16 protein-coding genes are annotated in these 21088 nt (G+C 70.0%); 10 read left to right on the top strand and 6 right to left on the bottom strand.

The genetic code is table 11. The features are described from left to right. Window positions 1–102: 102 nt before the first annotated feature. From OG230_RS03815 to OG230_RS03795, 5 genes are all read left to right on the top strand, one after another. Complete coding sequence (locus OG230_RS03815) at window positions 103–2997, top strand: ATP-binding protein (protein ID WP_328908698.1); 2895 nt, start codon at window positions 103–105, stop codon at window positions 2995–2997. A 140-nt stretch (window positions 2998–3137) separates the two neighbouring features. Continuing rightward, window positions 3138–4148, top strand: coding sequence for a S8 family peptidase (locus OG230_RS03810; protein ID WP_328908697.1), 1011 nt, complete (start codon window positions 3138–3140; stop codon window positions 4146–4148). Window positions 4149–4702: 554 nt separating this feature from the next. Further along, on the top strand, window positions 4703–8377 hold the full coding sequence (locus OG230_RS03805; RefSeq protein WP_328908696.1) for a S8 family peptidase: 3675 nt from the start codon (window positions 4703–4705) through the stop codon (window positions 8375–8377). Continuing rightward, entirely contained in the window at window positions 8374–9018 is a 645-nt protein-coding gene (locus OG230_RS03800; protein ID WP_328908695.1) for a hypothetical protein, read from the top strand. Before OG230_RS03805 ends, OG230_RS03800 begins: the two co-directional genes overlap by 4 nt. Window positions 9019–9467: 449 nt before the next feature. After that, a complete protein-coding gene (locus tag OG230_RS03795) occupies window positions 9468–10559 on the top strand; it encodes a helix-turn-helix domain-containing protein (protein ID WP_328908694.1) in 1092 nt (363 codons plus the stop codon). A 226-nt stretch (window positions 10560–10785) separates the two neighbouring features. Here the strand turns inward: OG230_RS03795 and OG230_RS03790 are convergent, their stop codons facing one another. Beyond that, window positions 10786–11553 (bottom strand): dienelactone hydrolase family protein, encoded by a 768-nt coding sequence (locus tag OG230_RS03790; protein WP_328908693.1) that lies wholly within the window; start codon window positions 11551–11553, stop codon window positions 10786–10788. Between the two features lie 244 nt (window positions 11554–11797). Continuing rightward, window positions 11798–12172, bottom strand: coding sequence for a Tn3 family transposase (locus tag OG230_RS03785; RefSeq protein ID WP_328908692.1), 375 nt, complete (start codon window positions 12170–12172; stop codon window positions 11798–11800). 253 nt (window positions 12173–12425) lie between these two features. Between OG230_RS03785 and OG230_RS03780 the strand changes: the two genes are divergently transcribed. Beyond that, complete coding sequence (locus OG230_RS03780) at window positions 12426–13463, top strand: NUDIX hydrolase (RefSeq protein ID WP_328908691.1); 1038 nt, start codon at window positions 12426–12428, stop codon at window positions 13461–13463. Between the two features lie 45 nt (window positions 13464–13508). Here the strand turns inward: OG230_RS03780 and OG230_RS03775 are convergent, their stop codons facing one another. Next, window positions 13509–14204 carry an MBL fold metallo-hydrolase gene (locus tag OG230_RS03775; RefSeq protein WP_328908690.1) on the bottom strand — a complete coding sequence of 232 codons (696 nt, stop codon included), beginning with the start codon at window positions 14202–14204 and terminating at the stop codon, window positions 13509–13511. Between the two features lie 83 nt (window positions 14205–14287). Beyond that, entirely contained in the window at window positions 14288–15652 is a 1365-nt protein-coding gene (locus OG230_RS03770; protein WP_328908689.1) for a dipeptidase, read from the bottom strand. Between the two features lie 194 nt (window positions 15653–15846). Between OG230_RS03770 and OG230_RS03765 the strand changes: the two genes are divergently transcribed. Then, window positions 15847–17073 (top strand): geranylgeranyl reductase family protein, encoded by a 1227-nt coding sequence (locus tag OG230_RS03765; protein WP_328908688.1) that lies wholly within the window; start codon window positions 15847–15849, stop codon window positions 17071–17073. A gap of 141 nt (window positions 17074–17214) precedes the next feature. On the opposite strand, the gene OG230_RS03760 is transcribed toward OG230_RS03765, so the two are convergent. Next, entirely contained in the window at window positions 17215–17667 is a 453-nt protein-coding gene (locus OG230_RS03760) for a nitroreductase family deazaflavin-dependent oxidoreductase (protein ID WP_328908687.1), read from the bottom strand. Between the two features lie 127 nt (window positions 17668–17794). Here OG230_RS03760 and OG230_RS03755 point away from each other — a divergent pair, with 127 nt between their 5' ends. The 3 genes from OG230_RS03755 (at window position 17795) to OG230_RS03745 (ending at window position 20727) form a co-directional block, all read left to right on the top strand. After that, window positions 17795–18607, top strand: a complete 813-nt coding sequence (locus OG230_RS03755; protein WP_328908686.1) for a TetR/AcrR family transcriptional regulator — start codon at window positions 17795–17797, stop codon at window positions 18605–18607. Window positions 18608–18775: 168 nt separating this feature from the next. Continuing rightward, on the top strand, window positions 18776–20065 hold the full coding sequence (locus tag OG230_RS03750; RefSeq protein WP_328908685.1) for a sensor histidine kinase: 1290 nt from the start codon (window positions 18776–18778) through the stop codon (window positions 20063–20065). Further along, window positions 20062–20727, top strand: a complete 666-nt coding sequence (locus OG230_RS03745; RefSeq protein ID WP_328908684.1) for a response regulator transcription factor — start codon at window positions 20062–20064, stop codon at window positions 20725–20727. The genes OG230_RS03750 and OG230_RS03745 overlap by 4 nt, the downstream gene beginning before the upstream one ends. On the opposite strand, the gene OG230_RS03740 is transcribed toward OG230_RS03745, so the two are convergent. Next, window positions 20688–21020 (bottom strand): DUF6332 family protein, encoded by a 333-nt coding sequence (locus OG230_RS03740; protein ID WP_328908683.1) that lies wholly within the window; start codon window positions 21018–21020, stop codon window positions 20688–20690. The genes OG230_RS03745 and OG230_RS03740 overlap by 40 nt on opposite strands. Window positions 21021–21088 lie beyond the last annotated feature (68 nt).

The raw sequence follows: 21088 nt of genomic DNA, 5'->3' as shown, positions 1-21088 counted from the left end.
GGCACGACGTTTCGGGAATGCCGTCGGCTCTCTCCCGTGATAGGGCAAATGTCTCCCTGCGGTTCTGACCCACGCAACCTGCCGGCGATCGCGTCACCCGGCTTGATCGGACGCGAGCGCGAGCTCGCCGCCCTGAGGGCCGTGCTGTTGGACCCGCCGGTGATCGTGCTGGTCGAGGGCGAGGCCGGGATTGGTAAGAGCCGGCTGGTCCAGGAGCTGCTCGCGACGCATACCCCGGCCCGGCAGCGGGTACTGCTGGCGACCTGCCCGGCCGTTCGGCAGCCCTTCACGCTCGGTCCGGTGGTGGACGCGATCCGACCGGCGACCGAGGATGTCGCCGGGCTCGGCCTGAGCGGGTTGGCGGGGGCGCTCCGGCCGTTGTTCCCCGAGTGGGCGTCGGCGCTGCCGCCGGCACCCGACCCGGCGGAAGACGCGGCAGCGGCACGGCACCGGCTGTTCCGGGCCATCGAGGAGATCCTCGAACGGCTCGAGATCGGGTTGCTCGCGGTGGAGGACGTGCACTGGGCAGATGAGGCCACCCTGGAGTTTCTGCTGTTCCTGGCATCACGCCAAAGGCAACGGGTCAGCCTGCTCGTGAGTTACCGTCCGGAGGAGATCGCGCCGGACTCCCTGCTGCTGCGGTTGACGTCGCGCCAACCGGTGGGAGCGGCGCGGCTGCGGCTGACGTTGGAGCCGCTGGATGTCCACGGGACTGCCGAAATGGTGTCCTCGATGCTCGGTGGGGAACGGGTTTCCGACGAGTTCGCGACCTTCCTGCACGACCGGACCGATGGGCTTCCGCTCGCGATCGAGGAGTCCGTCCGGCTGATGTGGAACCGCGCCGACCTGACCAGGCGGGGTGATTCCTGGGTGCGGCACCGGCCGAGTGAGATCGACGTACCGCCCACGGTGCGGGATGCCGTGCTGGAACGCAGTGCCCGGCTCGGCCCCGCGGCGCAGGCGGCGCTGCGCGCGGCCGCCGTACTCACGGCCCCCGCCCCCGAGGGCGCCGTCGTCGAGGTGATGGCGCCGGAAGGCGATCCGGCGAGCCGGCTGGCAGGCCTGGCGGAGGCAGTGGGTTCAGGGCTGCTGAGGGAGGATGCGAGCGGGCTGGTCTCGTTCCGGCACATGCTGGCGTGCCGCGCGGTGTACGAGGCGATTCCTGCGCCGCAGCGACGGGCGATGCACCTGCGTGTCGCGCACGTCCTCGAAGGCGCCACCCCGTCCCCGGTCGCCCAGCTGGCGCGCCACTTCCGGGAGGCCGGCGACATGACGGCATGGTGCCGGTACGCGGAACAGTCTGCCGACCTCGCCCTGGCCTCGGGTGACGATGCGACGGCGGTCGTCCTGCTGCACGATCTGCTCACCAACGCCGATCTGCCGCCCGCCGACGTGGTCCGGCTGACCAGTAAAGTTCCGTTCGCTCTGCTCAGCGGGCACGAAAGATACCGCGAACTGATGGACGCCCTCCGCCTCGTGCTGGACACCGGTGAGCCGGCGCCGAACGAGGCAGCGGAGATCCGCTTCCATGTGGCCCGTCTGCTGCAGCAGATGGAGGCGTTCGAGCAGTCGCGGATCGAGGCGGAATGCGCGCTGCCCGACCTCGGGCACGACCCGGCGAAGGCGGCCCGCGCGATGATGTTCCTCGGCCTGCCGTACGGGACGACGACACCGGCGGCCGAACACCTCAGGTGGCTGCGGCGCGTGGCGCAGGTGCCGGCCTCGATGGCGCCGCGGGACCGGATGAAGATCCGGGTCGGACGGGCGAGCGGGCTGTTGCTGCTCGGTGAGGAGGAGGGGTGGGCGGAGGCGGCGTTGATCGCCGATGACGCGTCCACCACCGAGGAGAGGCAGGACATTACGATCGGCCGACTCAACGTCGGGCACATGGCGCTGATCTGGGGAAGGTACCCGGAGGCAAGGCGGTTGCTCACGCGCGCCGTTGGCCTGGCCGACAGGTATGAGTACCTGAAGCTTCGCAGGGTCGGGCAGGCGACGCTGGCTCAGCTGGACTGGCTCACCGGGGCCTGGGACGGGCTGGCCGACCGGGCCGGATCGCTGGCCGGTGACGAGGAACTCCTGCAGCCGGTCAGTCGCCTGGCGCCGGCCATGGTCACCGGCTTGCTGTACGCGGCCCGCGGTGATCGGGACCGAGCGGACGCGTGCCTGCGGCTCGTCCTCGAACAGGCGGACCGCCATGGCGGGGCGGAGCACTCCGTCGAACCTGCCGGCGCCCTGGCCAGGCTTCGGCTCGGCGCCGGCCGGATCGATGATGTGCTGGAGTTGACCGACAAGCCGATCCGGTTCCTGGAACACAAAGGCACCTGGATCTGGGCCACCGAACTCGCCCCGGTACGGGCCGAGGCGCTGTTCATGGCCGGCCGCTCCGACGAAGCCGGCGACCTGGTCGACGCTTTCGCAGCGGGAGTGCGCGATCGCCGTGCACCTGGCCCGCACGCCGCCGTGTCGACCTGCAGGGCGATCCTGGCCCAGTATCAAAGCGATCCCCTCGGCGCCGCCGAACTGTTCGCGCGTGCCGCCGACGCGTGGCAGGACCTCCCGCGGCCGTACGACGCCCTGCTCAGCCGCGAGCGACAGGCCGACTGTCTGCTGCGTGCGGACCGGTCGGATGCGGCGCTCTCCATTCTTGCGGAGACCTTCCAGGGGTTGTCCACCCTCGGCGCTCGTCGCGATGCCGAGCGCGTCATGCATACGCTGCGTGCACACGGTGCCGAGGTGAAGCGTCCGTCGTGGCAGGGTGGGCGGCGAAGCTACGGCAATCAACTGTCTCCCCGGGAGCGCGACGTGGTCCGGCTGCTCGTCGGGGGCCGGACCAACCGGGAGATCGCTGGTGTCCTCGTCCTGTCGCCGAAGACGGTCGCGCGGCACGTGGGAGCAGCGATGCGCAAACTCGAGGTGTCGTCCCGGACGGCGCTGGCCGTGAGGGTCGTCGAAGCCGGCGCCGTCATCGATGACCCGGCCGTCGAGGGCCGCTAGGGCTTCGTTTGGATCAGCACCGGACCCCGCTCCCTGATCCGGCCTGATCCGAACGAAAGGCCCTAGGTGGGTGCGTGGTGGCAAAGTTGGGTCATCTGCCCAGTAGTCCGGTAGCCGGTGCGGGAACAACACTCAACCGCGTGGACAACAGCACCTTCGCCCGTTGCCAGTTAGCCCCATGCGGGCGCCGCAGCCCGCGCCGGCCGGGGCCTGGTCTGCGAACCGTCGCCCGGCCCCACGTCAGCAAGGCTTCTGTCACCAAGCTGGTCGAGTACGGCTACGACGACGCGCACCGCCCCGCCGTGCCGCTGATGGCGACCTTCGCGGGCAAGCCGGGCAAGGCGGGCAAGGCCCTCAGGCAGGCCGCGCCGGCCGGTTCGGTGAAGGCCGACGAGCTGCCCAGCGCCAACGCGGTGGCGCTGCGCGCGAGCAAGAAGAAGGCGGCAACGTTCTGGGAGGCGGTCGACTACGACGGCGCCGCGACGACCGCGCCGAAGCTTGCCCACGGCATCAAGAAGCTCTGGCTCGACCGGCCGGTGCAGGTGACGCTGGATCAGAGCGTCCCGCAGATCGGCGCGCCGGAGGCGTGGGCGGCCGGCTACGACGGCACCGGCACCAAGGTGGCCGTCCTCGAGACCGGTATCGACCCGAACCACCCTGATGTGGCGGGGCGGGTGAAGCAGGCACAGAACTTCACCGACGACCCCGATGCGGTCGACCACCACGGTCACGGCACGCATGTCGCCTCGACCGTCGTCGGCTCGGGTGCCGCGTCGGGCGGCGCATTCAAGGGGGTGGCGCCGGGCGCCGACCTGTACATCGGCAAGGTGCTCAACAGCGGCGGCAGTGGCCCCCAGTCGGGGGTCATCGCCGGCATGGAGTGGGCAGTCGCCCAGGGCGCGGACGACTTCGATCTGGCGTTCGCGCTCCAGACCGGCGCCACCCCGGACATCGACGGGGTCGAGGTGGAGGTGTCCACCGACGACGGTGCCACCTGGAGCCCCGCGACGGTAAAGACCAAGACCGACGGCAACTACAAGGTGTCCGTCCGCAATCCGTCATCGGGCCATGTGTCGCTGCGCGTCGAGGCACAGGACGCCAACGGCAGCAAGATCGAGCAGACCCTGATCAGGGCCTACGCCGTGCGCTGACCCTCGCGGCAGACCCTGAGTTGCTGACTGCGCCCCTGGCGCGAGGCATGTCCTTGTGCCAGGGGCGCAGCCACCTTGATTACGCCGTGGCCCGGCGACCGGGCCTCGGCCCCGGCATCAACCGCCGCTGAAGCCCATTCAGGTGCGGGAACCGCACCTGGAATTCCGCTGCCGACAAAGTACGGGTCCCTTCCGGAATGCGCATATCTTCACAGCCTTGGGGCTTTATGTGGCCCCGGCAGTCTTTCCTGTCCGTGAATTCTCCGGGGTTGGATTGCCGGGGACTTGCCGCGCATCTTGAAGTGGCTCTCCGTTGCGCCCGAAGAGCATCGCCAGAGCGGCTCGGTGGTTCCCCGTCGGTTGTCCGGACGGCTGTTGTGGCGGGTTTCCGACAAGGAGGAAATACGCCACTGCCTATCAGTTGTCTTTGCCCATGCCGAGCCTGAGTATCTGTCTGAACTGATTCTTTGCCACGACGACTGGGAGTCGCTTGTGCAATCCATACAGCAGATTTACGGAGAAGCTCACAGAACGGCATCTCAGGAGGCCTGGCGATGAGGCGTTTCGGGCAACGGCTCGCCGTCGCGATCACCGGCATCACGGTCCTCGGGATGGTCATACCGACCACCTCGGCGAATGCTGCCGACCCAACCCCCGCCCCGTCTGCCCCTACCACCCTCAACCAGGTCCTGCCCACTTCGGTCGGCGACAGCAGCCTTCTCCGCGCCGCCGCCGGAACTCAGGCAAAGCTGTCACTGACGCTGATGACCGGCGACAAGGTGCAGATCGGTGTCACCGCGGACGGGAAGCCGGTCGTCCACGAGATCGAGCAGGCAACGCGGCCCGGGAACGAGTCGGTGCTCTTCCAGACCATCACCAGGAGCGGCCAGGTCTACGTCGTACCGGATGACGTGTTGCCGTTGATCCGTGCCGACCTGCTGGACTGGGAGCTCTTCAACCTTGGCAAGCTGGCCGCTTGGGCGGCCGAGGGTACGACCGGTGAGGTCCCGGCTATCGCCGCGTACACCGGAAAGACCAGCGCTCGGACGGCGCCGACCGCCGCCGGTACCAAGGCTAAGCGCGTCCTGAAGAGCATCAACGCCCGCTCGATGACCATCAAGGGCAACGGCGAGTGGTGGCGAGAGGTACGGGAGAAGAACGCCGGCAAGTCCGCCTCCGCCGCTCGGACCGTCGGCCCGCTTGCCGGAGTGAAAAAGGTGTGGCTGAACGAGCTGACGAAGATTCAGCTCGACACGTCCGTACCGCAGATCGGCGCGCCCGCCGCTTGGAGCCGCGGCTATGACGGTTCAAACGTGAAGGTCGCGGTGCTGGACAGTGGCATCGATGCCACCCACCCCGATCTCGCCGACCGGATCGCCGAGGCGGTTGACTTCACCGGCAGCCCGACTGGAGCGGTGGACGAACACGGGCACGGTACCCATGTGGCGTCCACGATCGCCGGCACCGGAGAGGCCTCCGACGGGCTGCGTCGCGGTGTGGCGCCCGGTGCGAATCTGCTCATCGGCAGAGTCTGCGGTTCGGACGGCTCGTGCTCCGGCGACGCGGTCATCGCCGGCATGGAGTGGGCCGCCCAGTCCGGTGCCGATGTGGTGAACATGAGCCTCGGTGGCCCGGCCTCCGACGGAACGGACGTGCTGAGCAAGGCGGTGAACAAGCTCAGCCTTGATTACGGCACCCTGTTCGTCATTGCCGCGGGCAACAACGGCCCGGACGCCAAGACGGTCGGGTCGCCGGGTTCAGCCGACGAGGCGCTGACGGTCGCGGCCGTGGACAAGAGCGACCAGATGGCCCCCTTCTCCAGCCGCGGACCTCGGATCGGGGACGGCGGGGCCAAGCCGGACATCGCGGCTCCGGGCGTCGCCATCGCCGCCGCCCGGGCCAAGGGCACCGCGATGGGCACGGTCGTGGACGACTACTACACGTCCGCCAGTGGCACTTCCATGGCCACGCCCCACATGGCCGGCGCCGCGGCGATCATCGCCCAGAAGTACCCGGACTTCAGCGGGCGGCAAATCAAGGCGCTGCTGATGGCCACCGCCAAGGACCTGGGCCACGACGTGTACGCGCAGGGGGCCGGCCGGGTGGACGTGGCCCGTGCGATCGATCCGAAGATCATCCCGGACGGGAACCTGAACTTCGGCCGCTTCGAGTTCCCGCACTCGTCGACGTCCAAGACGGTCACCTACACCAACTGGACCGACGAGCCGATCACGCTGACGCTCTCCGCCTCGGCCTCCTACGCGGGCAAGCCCACGCCGGCGGGGCTGTTCACGCTCAGCGCCGACCAGGTGACCGTGCCCGCCAAGGGTTCGACCGACGTCGCGGTGACCCTGAACGCCAAGTTGGCAGAGGATGCCGGGCAGTACGGTGGATACGCAGGCGCCCTGACCGCCAAGGACAGCACGGGGACGACGCTGGGAACGTCGCGGATCTCGGCGTTCCTGGAGCCGATCCGTCACGACCTGACCATCAAGGTCATTCCTCCGGCCGGCGCCACCGACGTCCGGTACGGCAACGCGCTGATCGTCCCGATGAACGAGGACAAGCTGGGCCTTTACGAGGACCCGCAGGTGGCACCGGGGGGCGAGACGATCAAGGCCAGGGTCTTCGCCGGTACTGTCGCGTCGGCGCTCACGATGACGTGGCGGGACGCGGCCGGTGAGCTGCACAGGGCCGCACCGATGGCACCGCAGGTGCAGGTCACCGGGGCGACCACGGTGGAGCTGGACTTGCGGAAGGCCAAGCCGATCAGAGTGAACGCCCCGGAGTCGACGGAGACATACGGCGCGGCCTTCCAGATCAAGCGGGCCTCTGTGGACGGCAATTGGGGGCTTGCCGCAAAGCTCGGCACCACCTACGGTCCCGGTGAACCTAACTGGTGGGCACTGCCGACCAGCGAGGTGAGCCTCGGCACGCTCTCCTTCAACAGCCAGCATGTCCTGGTACCGCCGTCAGTAACGATGAAGGTCACGGGCAACGGTGACTCCTTCGACCTCGGCGCCCGCTACGCGACGCCGGACACCTCCATCCACGGCGGGACCCAGGGATGGAAGGAAGACGGAAGGAACCAGGTCCGCCACGTGCAGTTGACGATCCCTCGACTGCCCACCAATGGTCAGAAGCCCGTGGTCTACGCGGGCACCGGCTCGGCCGAGGAGCTCGCCAAGGTCGACGCCAAGGGCGCGCTGGTGCTGGTGCGGCCGACCGACATCTGCACGACGACCTGCAACTTCACCGCACTCCGTGAGCGAGTGGCCGCGGCTGCCGCGGCGGGTGCGATCGGGGTGCTGGTGGCCGGCGGGACCGACCGGGTCACCCTGGAGTCGTACGGGACCCGGCACTACAACTGCGAGAACGGTCCGGACAGCTGCCCGCCGGTCGAGGAGTACGCGGCGTTGCCGATCGTGACCGTACCCCCGGCCGAGGCCGCCACGCTGATCCGGCGGATCGAGGGCGGGGCGACGCCCGGCGTCCAGGTCGAACTCGGCGGCAACAGCGAGGTGTCGAAGAGCTACGCGCTGGCGTTCAGCACCAACGGTCGGATCCCCGCCAGCCTGCCGCACCAGGTCCTGCCCGAGGAGCTCGACCGTGTCGACCACCGTATCCACGCCGACCGGCTCGGGGTGACTTCCTACTTCGGCTGGAGCCGGACCACCGACGCCGGCCCGGTTGCAGTGGAGATGGACCTGCCCAAGCCGGCCAGCCAACGGCAGCTCACCACGTGGGTCACGCGGGACGACCACGCGGTCGACACATTTGAGCTGGCCACCAGGCATTACGTCGGGCCGTCCGTGCTGGCGACTGGATCGCGCCCGGGCGAAACCCAGGACCTGGCGCTCGACAGGAAGAACACGATCAACTGGAGCACGGGCCCGTCCCTGCCCGGCGCGGTGCCCCAGGTCCGCACCAAGTCGGGCTTCACCAACAGCGTCGGCCTGCCGTGCGCCGGCTGCCGGGAGGCCGACCGATTCTGGCCGACCATGTACCTGACCGGCAGCGGAGGCGGCCGGCAGGCCGTGATCGGCATGGTCAACGAAACGGTCTTGTTCCCGCTCCTCTACGGGATAGGGACCTGTACCACCTGTGACGTCCGCCTTTCCAACCAGGCCGGCGACGAACTCGAGCAACGGCTCGTACCCCTCGAGTTCGCCTTCCAGCTCGGCGAGCCCGGCAACGCGCCGAACCTGGTGTCGGGGAGCAAGCGGTGATGACCGAAGCGAGAAAGGAGACCGGTCCGATGAACGCGACCGTGCCATCGAAGTGGCGCCGGACAGTGAACCTTGCGGCGCTGACAGCCCTCGGGGTGCTCGCGATGACGAGTTGCGGTAGCGCTGACGTCATCACGTACGACCTGCCTGCGGAATCAGCCCGCTACTCGTACGAGGCGGACACCAACGGGGTCAAGACCGTGTGGGAGTACACGTCCGACCGGCCGGACAAGGCAGACACGCCGACGTCGCAACCGTGCATCGCGGACGCCATCGTCAAGGATCCTGGTAAGTGCCGTCCGGAGCCGCTGATCTTCCTGCGGTACGACCTGGGCCTTGATCTGGACAACACCGCCAAGGCCGGCGGCCTCCACTCCATCACCGTCACCGGCTACTACCAGGATCGGCTCAGCAAGCCACCGACCGTGACGAAGTTGCGGGTCGAGGCCAGCGTCGACGGCGGCAAGACCTGGCAGCCGGCAATCACCACCCAGGCCGACAAGCAGAACACGTTCACCGCGCAAATCGAGCACCCGAAGCGTGACGAGGCTCCCGGAGAAGTCGGACTGCGGATCACCGCGACCGACAGTGCGGGGGACACCGTCAAGCAGACGATTCCCAAGGCGTACCAACTGCGCTGAGGTGAACCGGTGAAGCGATGAACCCAACCGGAGGGCCGCGACCGGGGCGAGACGTGAGTCTCGCCCCGGCCGTCTCCCGCGTATTCGGCGAAGCCTCGCCGAATACGGGCAGGGCCAACGATCGCGGACCGGTGGCCAGTAACTGCCCGGTTCAGCCCAAGTCGGTTCAACTCGCCGGCCCGCTCCCCGCTTGAAGTCGGACCGATTGTGCACGGCCGGCAGGCGGACCCAGCAGTCCAGATCGTGGGGCCCGCGCCCGCGCCGGCGATCCGGCCCAGCGCACGTTCGTCCAGGGCCGCCAAACCGCGAGCCGAGGAGTCGGAGGGCCGCCCCAGCGTGCCCGATCGCCCTTTCCCGCAGGCAGCCGACACTTCGCCGACCGGCCATCAGGGAATCAAAATCAAACCCAGCCAAAATAGCCAGGGCCGACCAATTCGCGGAGGAGTACCATGCTTTCGGACGTGCTGGGACTAAGCACCGCAGAGTCGGAGACCTACCGCGCGCTCATCTCGGTAGCCTCCGCCACCCCCGCCGAACTCGCCGAGTCCGTCGGCCGCGAAGCCCGCCAGGTCGTGTGCATCCTCGGCGTGCTCGAAGACCGGAGACTCGCCACGCGCAGCCTCGGGGATCCCACTCGATTCGTGGCCTCCCCGCCGGCGGCGGCGCTGCAGGCACTCCTGCGCCAGCGGCAGAACGAGCTCAAGCGGGCGGAACTCGAACTCGACTCCCTCGACAAAATCTACCGCTCGGCGGCCCTCGGGCGCGGCGTCGGTGACGTCATTGATGTGATCCACGGCACCGAGGCCATTCGCGAGCGTGTCGGACAAATACAACTCGGTGCACGGAAGGAGGTCATGAACTTCGTCAAGGCGCCAGTCTTCGTGGTCGGCAACAGGACCGACGGCGCTGTCATCGCGCGCGGTGTCCGTTACCGCGTGGTACTCGAACGCCCGGTGCCCGAGAATGCGATGCTCAATGAGGGAGTCCCGTCGTTCGACGAGATTGCCCGTGCGCGGGCCGCAGGAGAGGAGGTCCGATTCGCCGAGACCGTGCCACTGAAACTCTTCATCGTAGACCGCGAGTTCGCCATTGTTCCACTCCTCGGTCGGACCGATGCAGCACCGGCGGAAGCCCTGCTCGTGTACTCGAGCAGCCTGCTCGACGCGCTGATAGCACTGTTCGAGTCCGAATGGGAGAAGGCGACGCAGTTTGTCACCTCTGCCGGGGCCTTGCAGAACGCGTCCGGCATCGATGATCTGGATGCACAGATCCTCAGCCTGTCGCTGACCGGCCTCACCGACCAAGCGATCGCCGCCCAACTCCGCGGATCCCTGCGAACGGTGCAGCGCCGGGTCCGGCACCTGATGGACGTCGCGAAGGTACAGAATCGCGTACAGCTGGGCTTCCAGGCGGCTCGGCTGGGCTGGCTCGAAGCCGAGCGCGACGCACCCGGACCGCATGAGGCCACCGCGACCGCGACTCGTCGGAAAACGGTGCCGTCCGTCGCCACTCCGTCGGAGAATTCCCCGAGGAAACTGTGAGTTCTTGAGGTGCGCACGGGTCTGAGCAGACCTCTGACCGGCTGCCGCAGTAAATGCGTACACCTCGCCCCGGCGGCCGGAATGGCCCGCCGCAGGTCGCGGTGATCACGGTAGGGGCTCTGTCGGGGTAAATCCGGCATCTACTGCGGCAGTTGCGAACGCGTATCCGCGATCGAGCATCCGCCCGAATGCGGTTCTGCTGTGCGGACTTGAGGGGAGGGGACTGTCAGTGCCCGGCGCCAGCATGCTTACCTGGGACATGCCCCAGATCCTCCGTCACGGGCAGGCACTCGGCGAGCAGGTCGACGACGTCGCGCCAGGCTCGCTGCGCGTGCTGTGGGTGGTAGCCGACGCCGGGGACCGTGGGGTGATCGACCGGCGGGTGGTGGAAGGCGTGCAAGGCGCCACCGTAGACCGCGAGGCGCCAGTCGATGCCCGCGGCCTGCATCTCAGCGGTGAACGCGTTCCGTTGCGCGGGCGGCATGATCGGGTCTTCCGACCCGACCCCGGCCCACACCGGGCAGCGAATGCGCGCCGCCTCGCCCGGTCGGCCCGTGGTCAGTCCGTTGACTGTCCCGATCGCGCGCAGGCTGACGCCGCCGCGCCCGAGTTCCAGCCCGACGGCGCCCCCGGTGCCGTAGCCGACGGCGGCGATCCGGTCGGGGTCGGTCCGCGGTTCGGTGCGCAACACGTCGAGCGCCGCATGGCCGATGCCCCGCATCCGGTCCGGATCAGCGAGCAGCGGCAGGCAACGGGCCAGCATCTCCTCGGGGTCGCCCAAATAGCGCCCGCCGTGAAGGTCGAAGGCCAGCGCTACATATCCCAGTTCGGCGAGAGCATCGGCCCGGCGGCGCTCGACGTCGCTGAGCCCCATGCCCTCTGGTCCGAGCAGCACCGCGGGCCGGCGGTCGACGCCGGCCGGGAGCGCGAGGTGCCCGATCATCGTCAAACCGTCGGCCGGATACTCGACCGTACGCGTCGTAATCGTCCTCATGAGACTGGACTGTAGTGATCGTCGAGCCCGGTCCGGCTGGTGTTCTGCCGCTGGCAGAACAGCGCGGGTATCCCTCTGAAATACGGCGAGGGCTTACGAGAACCGTCACAAACCCCGTCCCCACGGCAGCGCTATCGGATCATCTGCCCAGGCCACGGTGTTGGAGGCTGACCCTCGCAGCAGGTTTCTGGGGTATACCGGTCCGCTCCCGTGAAGGACGTCACCAGCTAGTTCACCTCACGGTTCAGGCGGCCTGGCCGAGGCCGGCGGGGGTCAGGTCCTGCTCGCGCAGCGGGGTGAAGTCGACGTCGAGTTTCGGGTCGTACGCCTCGGGCTGGATGCCGAGTTCGTGGGTGCTGTACTCGCCGAACCGGTTGATGTGTTCGGTCAGGTACGGCGAGATGTGCGCCAGGTCTTCCGGGTCGATCTCCCATCCCTCCTCCAGCAGCTGCCGCACGATCTCCGCGATGTCCAGGGCGCTGTGGAAGAGCACGGCGTTCGTGAGCAGCGCGTTGAACTTCATCGCCTTCTCCTGCTCGATGGGGTCGTTGTCGGCGATGACGCCGCGCTTGAGCAGTGGGGAGGAGGAGATGGTGCCCTCGCGTACGGAGACGGCCACGCGCTGAGTCGGGTGGCATTCCGCGCGTGGCGGTGGAGGCCCGAATGGGGCATGAGCTTCCGGGTGTGGAGGGTGTGTACAGCGAGGTGACGGTCGCGATGGAGGAGGGAATCGTGGACTACCTTCGGCGCGTATGGGAGAAAGAAGTAGTGGGTGCGGGGTTGTGGACGCCTTCCTTTCCCATGTCGCTCCCAGATGACTTGCACGATGCTGCTCCGTCCCTGTTCAGAGGCCTTCCCGTCTTGGAGTACGAATGATCGTCTGGATCAACGGTGCGTTCGGTGCGGGCAAGACGAGCGCCGCGTGCGAACTGATCGATCTGCTCCCGAACAGCACTGTGTACGATCCCGAACTGACCGGTGCGGGACTGAGTCACCTGCTGCCGCAGAAGAGGCTCGCCGAGGTCACCGACTTCCAGGACCTGCCGATCTGGCGGCGCATGGTGGTGGACACGGCAGCCGCGCTCCTCGCCGAGCTGCCCGGGGTGCTCGTCGTGCCGATGACCCTGCTCCGCCAGGAGTACCGCGACGAGATCTTCGGAGGACTCGCCGCCCGGCGGATACCCGTGCGTCATGTGCTCCTCTCGCCGGAGGAAACGATCCTGCGTGAACGGATCTCCGGCCGGGAGGAGTTCGCCGACCGTCCTGAGCCCGGCGGACGCATCCAGGACTGGGCCCTGGACCACATCGAGCCCTACCGGGCGGCCCTCGGCTGGATCACCGCCGACGCCCACACGATCGACACCAGCACCCTCACCCCGCACGAGACGGCCGAGCGCATCGCCGAGGCCGTACGCACCGGGGCGGCCAGGGAGTGCGGCATCGTCCAGACGCCGGAGCCGACCGCGGAGACCGTCGCCGCCGGAGTCCTGTTCTTCGACGAGCAGGACCGGGTCCTGCTCGTCGACCCCACGTACAAACCCGGCTGGGAATTCCCCGGCGGCGTCGTGGAGGCGGGCGAGGCTCCCGCGCAGGCCGGAATCCGGGAGGTCGCCGAAGAGATCGGGCTGCGCCTCGACACGGTGCCGAAGCTTCTGGTCATCGACTGGGAGTCGCCGCGACCGCCCGGCTACGGCGGGTTGCGCTTCCTCTTCGACGGCGGCCTGCTGCGCCGCGAGGTTGCCGATCAACTAGTGCTGCCAGGGGCCGAGTTGCGCGGATGGCGGTTCGTCACCGAGGAGGAGGCGGCGTCCATGCTGCCGCCCACGCGCTACGAACGCCTGCGGTGGGCGCTGCGGGCCCGCGAGCGCTCTTCGGTGCTCAATCTGGAGGCCGGGGTGCCGGTGGGGTGACCGGCACCGCCCGGCGGGCCCGACGCCGCCGGTCAGGCCGGCCCGTCACCCTGCCGGGTCCCGGTCGGCGGCTGCCCGCAGGATCGCCGGCGCGTCGGCGGTGAGCGGGTCGCCGTGGCCGAAACAGGCGACGGACGGGGCCAGCGCGGCCAGTCGCCGGAACGAGTCCTGGGCCTGAGCGGGGTCGGTGTTGAACACGCCCAGCATCGCCTGGTCGACGCCGGCCACGGAGTCGCCCGTGAACAGCACGTCGTAGTACGGCAGATGGATGCCGATGGAGCCAGGGGTGTGGCCGGGGGCGTGGACGATCCGGGCGCCCCCGCCGAACGGCAGCTCGTCGCCGTCCGCCACCTCGTGGTCGACCCGGGTCGGCGGAGCCGGGGGGACGGTCAGCCCGTTCGCGTACAACGGGCGTTCCCAGTCGAGGAGTACGGGATCGGGCACCGGCTCCTCGCCCCGGATCGACGGGGCGTCGAGGCCGTGGGCCAGGATGTCGGCGCCGTACCGGTCGGCGAGTTCCTGGGCGGCACCGTAGTGGTCGCGGTGACCGTGGGTGACGACGATCCGGCTGATCCCCGCGGGGTCCAGGCCGAGACCGCGCACGGCGTTCTCGATGGCGGACGCCGCGTTGATGTCGCCCGCGTCGATCAGGGTCAGGTCCGCGCCGTCCCGCCAGAGATACGCCTGGCCGATCCGGAAGCGGAACATGTGCAGCTGAGGGAGCACCTCGACGAGTTCCATGCGGCGAACCTAGGCAGCTGCTCAGGTCCGCCGCACGGAAATCTGCTCCTGGCGACTTCGCCGGGAACCGGCCGTGGCCGGGGTCAGGCCCTCTTGGAGTCCGCGTAGTTCTGCAGGAACAGCGCCTCGGTGACCGAGAGCCGCTCCAGTTCCTCGGGCGACACGCTCTCGTTCACCGCGTGGATCTGCGCCTCGGGCTCGCTCAGACCGATCAGCAGGATCTCCGCCTCCGGGTACAGGCCCGCGAGGGTGTTGCACAGCGGGATCGAGCCGCCCATGCCGGAGGACTGCATCTCCTCGCCCGGGTACGCCACCCGCATGGCGTCCGCCATCGACGTGTACGCGGGGCTGGTGATGTCCGCGCGGAACGGCTGGCCCTGGCCGACCTGCTCCACGGCGACCCGCGCACCCCACGGGGCGTGCGACTCCAGGTGCGCGGTCAGCAGCTTCGTCGCCTCGGCGGCGTCGTGGCCCGGCGGAACCCGCAGGCTGATCTGGGCCCGCGCGCTCGCCTGGACCGACGGCGTGGCTCCCACGACCGGCGGGCAGTCGATACCGATGACGGTGACGGCCGGCCGCGCCCAGATGCGGTCCGCGACCGTGCCCGTACCGATCAGCTCCACACCGTCGAGGACCTTCGCGTCCTTGCGGAACTCGCCCTCCGGGTACTGCAGCCCTTCCCACGTCGTGTCCGAGGTGAGGCCGTCGACCGTGGTCGTGCCGTCCGCCGCGCGCAGCGACGCCAGCAGCTGGATCATCGCGGCCAGCGCATCGGGGGCCGCGCCGCCGAACTGCCCCGAGTGCAGGTTCCCTTCGAGGGTGTCGAGCGTCACCCGCAGCATCGTCATACCGCGCAGCGTCGCGGTGACCGTGGGCAGGCCGACCCGGAAGTTCCCGGTGTCACCGATGACGATCGTGTCGGCGACGAGCAGCTCGGGGTGCGCCTCCGCGTACCGCTCCAGACCGCCGGTGCCCTGCTCCTCCGAGCCCTCCACGATCACCTTGACGGAGACCGGGACGCCGCCGTTCGCCTTGAGGGCGCGCAGCGCGAGCAGATGCATGATGAAGCCGCCCTTGCAGTCGGCGGCACCGCGGCCGAACCACCGGCCGTCGCGCTCGGTCAGCTCGAAGGGCGGGGAGAGCCAGGCCGACTCGTCGAGCGGCGGCTGTACGTCGTAGTGCGCGTAGAGCAGCACGGTCGGGGCACCGGCGGGGCCGGGCAGGGATCCGTAGACCGACTGGGTGCCGTCAGGCGTGTCGAGCAGGGCGACGTCCTGGAAGTCCTCGGCGCGCAGTGCGTCGGCGACCCAGCGGGCGGCCCCCTCGCACTCGCTCTTCGGGAACTGCGCGGGATCCGCCACCGACCGGAACGCCACCAGCTCGGCCAGCTCCGTCTTGGCGCGGGGCATCAGCGAAGCGACGGTCTCGGGAATCGGACGGGCGGTCATGGGCACGCTCCTCGTGGGTGCGACGTTATGTCTACGGCGCGGTGGTGTACGCATCGTGGGTGACGCTGTGGGTGCGGCGTCGAATGTACGACAAAAGCATGGCCGATCCTCCCACAGGGGGGCTCGGCCGCAACGCGCCGTAGGATGCCGTGAGCAGCTGGGGCCACTGGTCGGATCGGGAGCAGAAGCACATCGTGAGCAGCGAGAACGCAGACGCCGGACGTGAGCACGAAGAGCCGTCGGTACCGGAGTCGGTATGGGACGTGGTCGTAGTCGGCGCGGGTCCGGCCGGAGCCTCCGCGGCGTATGCGGCGGCCGTCGCGGGCCGACGGGTGCTCCTGCTGGAGAAGGCCGAACTGCCCCGGTACAAGACGTGCGGCGGCGGCATCATCGGGTATTCGCGTGACTCCCTGCCCCCGGGCTTCGAACTGCCCCTGCAGGACCGGGTCCACGCCGTCACCTTCTCGCTCAACGGGAAGTTCGCCCGCACCCGCCGCTCCAGGCGCATGCTCTTCGGGCTGATCAACCGGCCCGAGTTCGACGCGGGTCTGGTGGAGCACGCACAGAAGGCGGGCGCCGAACTGCGCACCGGCGTCGCGGTGCAGCGCGTGGAGCAGCACGGCTCGGCCGTGCCGGACCGGCGTACGGTCGCCGTGGTGCTCACCGGCGGCGAGACCGTGCTCGCCCGGGCGGTCGTCGGTGCCGACGGCAGCGCGGGCCGCATAGGAGCACACGTCGGGGTCAAGCTCGACCAGGTGGACCTTGGTCTGGAGGCGGAGATCCCGGTTCCGGAGACGGTCGCGGAGGACTGGGCGGGGCGGGTGCTCATCGACTGGGGCCCGATGCCCGGAAGTTACGGGTGGGTCTTCCCCAAGGGTGACACCCTGACGGTCGGTGTGATCTCGGCGCGCGGCGACGGCGCGGGCACCAAGCGGTATCTGGAGGACTTCATCGCCCGGCTCGGGCTCGCCGGCTTCGAGCCGAAGATCTCCTCCGGTCATCTCACGCGCTGCCGCAGCGACGACTCACCGCTCTCGCGCGGCCGGGTGGTGGTGTGCGGGGACGCGGCGGGACTGCTGGAGCCGTGGACCCGGGAGGGGATCTCGTTCGCGCTGCGCTCCGGGCGCCTCGCGGGTGAGTGGGCGGTCCGGATCGCGGAGTCGCACGACGCGGTCGATGCCCGGCGCCAGGCCCTCAACTACGCGTTCGCCATCAAGGCGGGGCTGGGCGTCGAGATGAGCGTCGGCCGTCGCATGCTCAAGCTGTTCGAGCGCCGCCCCGGGGTTCTGCACGCCGTGCTGACGGGCTTCCGGCCGGCCTGGACGGCGTTCGCCGGCGTGACGCGGGGGACGACCTCGCTCGCCGAGCTGGTCCGTACGCACCCGCTGGCGCAGCGGGCGCTGTCGGCGATGGACCGCTAGCGGGGCACCGGGGTCGCGAGGCCGAAACCGAGGGGTCCCGGTGGCCGGGCGGGTCCGTCCGGGAGCGGGGCTTCTCCGATGGCCGGGGCGGGTCCGGAGGCGGGGCTTCTCCGGTGGCCGAGCGGTCCGGTGGCGGGCTGCTCAGCCCTGGACGGTGATCCGGAAGACGGGGTGGTCGGGGCAGGCCGCGAGCAGCTCCGCGTCGGTCGACTTCGCGGTGATGCCCTTGAAGTACTGGTTGACCTCCCAGCCCCACCGCTCCAGGTAGGCGCGGACGATCAGCATCTTCTGCTCGTCGTCCGCGATCTCCACGGCCGTGAAGGTCCGGGTTCTGCGGCCCACGCGCAGCTCACCGCCGCCCGCGGCCCGCATGTTGCGCACCCACTGGGAGTGGCCGCGGGCCGAGACCAGGTACTGCGCGCCCTCGTGGACGTGGGGGTTCACGGGGATGCGCTGCATCTGACCGCTCTTCCGGCCGCGCACCGACATCTCCGCCGTGCCGAGCAGGCTGATGCCGTGCCGGGCGAGCCAGCCGATGGCGCTGTTCATCCGGATGGCGAACGGGCTTCCCTGAAGGTAGTACGGCTGCGACATGGGAACCTCCGGCTATTGGAGAGCGGTGCTCTCGCTTGAGATCAGTGTGTACGAGACGGGTGCGCAAAAGCAAGAGCACTGCTCTCTATATTGGCCGGTGCTCTGTTTTCGTGGGAGAGTGGACGTCATGAGCAAGATCAAAGGGGCCAGGGAACGCGCCCGCATCGAAGTGACCGCCGCCATCAAGGACGAGGCGCGGAAGCAGCTCGCGGCGGACGGCGCCGCGAAGCTGTCCCTGCGAGCGGTCGCCCGCGAACTGGGCATGGTCTCCTCGGCGCTCTATCGCTACTTCCCCAGCCGTGACGAACTGCTGACGGCGCTCATCGTCGATGCCTACGACGCCGTGGGCGAGACGGCGGAGGCCGCCCGGGATGCCGCCGGAGGGCCTGCGGGGGCGCCTGGAACCGGGGCGTCGGGCAGCAGCGCGTCCGGCAGCAGGGCGTCGGGAACCAGGGCGTCCGGTGCGGCCGTCGGCGGGTATCGGGAGCGCTGGACGGCGGTCGCCTGCGCCGTACGGGACTGGGCCGTCGCCCACCCCCACGAGTACGCGCTGATCTACGGGTCGCCCGTCCCCGGCTACATCGCCCCGCAGGACACCGTCGGCCCCGCCTCCCGCGTGGGGCTCGTCCTCATCGGCCTCGTCCGTGACGCCTACCGCGCCGACGGGCTTGCGGTTCCGCCGCTTTCGGAGGAACTGCGCCCCGAGGCCGCCCGGATGGCAGCCGACCTCGCCCCCGACCTGCCGCCCGCCGTCGTCGTCGCACTGGTCGCGGCCTGGGCGCAGCTCTTCGGCCTGATCTCCTTCGAGGTCTTCGGCCAGTTCAACCGGGTCGTCGAGGCCAGGGAGGCGATGTTCCGGCAGGCCGCGGGCGATCTCGCCCGTGCGGTCGGGATCACCGACGTACCCAACCCGGCCCCCACCCGGCCCCGGCACGACTGACCGGCGCCGACGGGGCCGGGCCGGCGCGCCGGGCCACCCCTCGCCCGGCGGCGTCCCGCAGGACCGCCCCGCGCCGTCGGCCCGCCCCGGAGTACTCCCCAGGGAGTACCACTGATCACCACGCCCGGCGGACGCCCGCCGGGCGGCCGTCCGTCTAGCGTGGCCGCCATGGAAGAGCAGCGAGCGCGCAGAAGTGACGGTCCCCACCGGGGGGCCGGCAGGCCGGGGGAGCGCGGAAGGCTGCCGCGCTGGCTGTCCGGGGCCGGTGGGCCGGTCGACGGGGCGCGGACGGCCGCGGGGCTGCCGTGGCCGTCGACCGTGGCACTCCTGGCCTTCGTCATGGCGGGTACGACCTTCGCGGCGGAGTCGCAGGACCGCCGGCCGCTGGACGTGTTCGCACGGATTCTGCTGTTCGTCGCCGTCGCGGTGCTGCTGTTCCGTCACCGCCGCCCGGTGGCGGCGCTGACGGTCACCTCCGCCGCGACTCTCGTCTATCTCGGCGCGGGCTATCCGTACGGCCCCGTCTTCGTCGCCGTGGCCGTGGGCTGCTTCAGCGCCATCGTCTCCGGGCACCGGCGCGCCGCCTGGTGGTCGCTCGGGGTGCTCTGGGCCGGTCATCTGCTCCTGGCGCACTGGCTCTACCGATGGCTGCCGCCATCCGGCGACACCGCGGCCGGCTGGGGTCAGGAGGCCGTCGTCACCGCCTGGGTGATCGCGATCGTCGCCGCCGCCGAGCTCCTGCGGGTACGCCGTGAGCAGTGGGCGGCGGCGCGTGCGGAGCGGGAGGCGGCGGACAGGCGGCGGGCCGACGAGGAACGGCTGCGGATGGCCCGGGAGCTCCACGACGTCCTCGCCCACAGCATTTCCGTCATCAACGTCCAGGCCGGGGTGGGCCTCGCGCTGCTCGACTCCGACCCGGAGCAGGCGCGCATCGCGCTCACCACCATCAAGTCCGCCAGCAAGGAGGCCCTGGGCGAGGTGCGTCAGGTGCTCGCCAATCTCCGGACCCCGGGCGACGCCCCCCTGGCCCCGGCCCCGGGACTCGACCGCTTGCCCGAACTGGTGGAACAGGCGTCGGGGGCCGGGCTGTCGGTCACCGTCGAGACCGAGGGGGAGCGTGGTGCGGTCCCGCCCGGCACCGATCTCGCCGCCTTCCGCATCGTGCAGGAGGCCCTGACGAACGTGGTGCGGCACTCGGGGTCGCGCACGGCGGCGGTCCGGGTCGGTTACGGAGCCGGGCGCCTCTGGCTGCGTATCGACGACGTGGGCCCCGCGACCGGCGACGACGCCGGGGGCAGTGGCAACGGACTCGTCGGAATGCGGGAGCGGGCGGCGGCGCTCGGTGGCACCATCGAGGCGGGGCCCCGGCCCGGAGGCGGTTTCCGGGTGAGCGCGGAGTTCCCGCTGCCGGCCGGTTCGCAGGACCCGGCGGCGCCGCCGGAAGAGGAGACACCGTGATCCGCGTACTGCTCGCCGACGATCAACTGCTGGTTCGGGCCGGCTTCCGGGCGCTGTTGGACGCCCAGCCGGACATCGAGGTGGCCGGGGAGGCCGCCGACGGCGTGGAAGCCGTCCGTCTGGTGCGTGAACTGCGGCCCGACGCGGTGCTGATGGACATCCGCATGCCGCGCCTGGACGGTCTCGCCGCGACGCGCACGATCACCGAGGACCCCGGGCTGGGCGAGGTGAAGGTGGTCATGCTCACCACCTTCGAGCTCGACGAGTACGTCTTCGAGGCGATCCGGTCCGGAGCCTCCGGCTTCCTGGTCAAGGACACCGAACCGGAGGAACTCCTGCGGGCGGTACGCGCGGTGGTCGGTGGAGACGCCCTGCTGTCGCCCGGGGTGACGCGCCGTCTGATCGCCGAGTTCGCAGCCCGCTCCAAGGAGCCTGCGGAGGCGACGGCCCTGGACGAACTCACTGATCGGGAAAGGGAGGTGATGGCACTGGTCGGGATCGGTCTCTCCAACGAGGAGATCGCCCGCAGGCTCGTCGTCAGCCCGCTGACCGCCAAGACCCATGTCAGCCGGACCATGGTGAAGCTCGGCGCCCGGGACCGGGCCCAACTGGTCGTTCTCGCCTACGAGTCGGGACTCGTGCGGCCCGGCTGGCTCGGCTGATCGGACGACTGCGGCTGCGGCGACGTCCCCGTCGACTGCTGAGGCAGGGCGTGCCCGTCGGTCCGGCGCGGGAATCGCCACAGGACATGGACGACACGGGCGATGAAGGCGAGCGCGGCGATCGTGCCGCCGGCCATGGTCAGGACGCGTTCGACGGTGCCGGGCAGATCGAGGAACAGGGCCGGGGCGACTGTGCCGCCGAATCCGGCAGCCGCGACGAAGGACGCGCTCACCAAGGCGTAGCCGATCTCGACGGTGATCGCGTCGCGATCCTCCTGGCTGCGTCGTCCCATGCCCGAAGTGTCACAGGGGGTGCTGGCCGGCGGCAAGAACGCGCCCTCGGCCAGCACCCCCTGTCGGC

The sequence above is a fragment of the Streptomyces sp. NBC_00234 genome (assembly GCF_036195325.1).
Classification (GTDB): domain Bacteria; phylum Actinomycetota; class Actinomycetes; order Streptomycetales; family Streptomycetaceae; genus Streptomyces.
The sequence above is the reverse complement of the archived record's forward strand: the minus strand, read 5'-3'. Positions and strand labels throughout refer to the sequence as shown.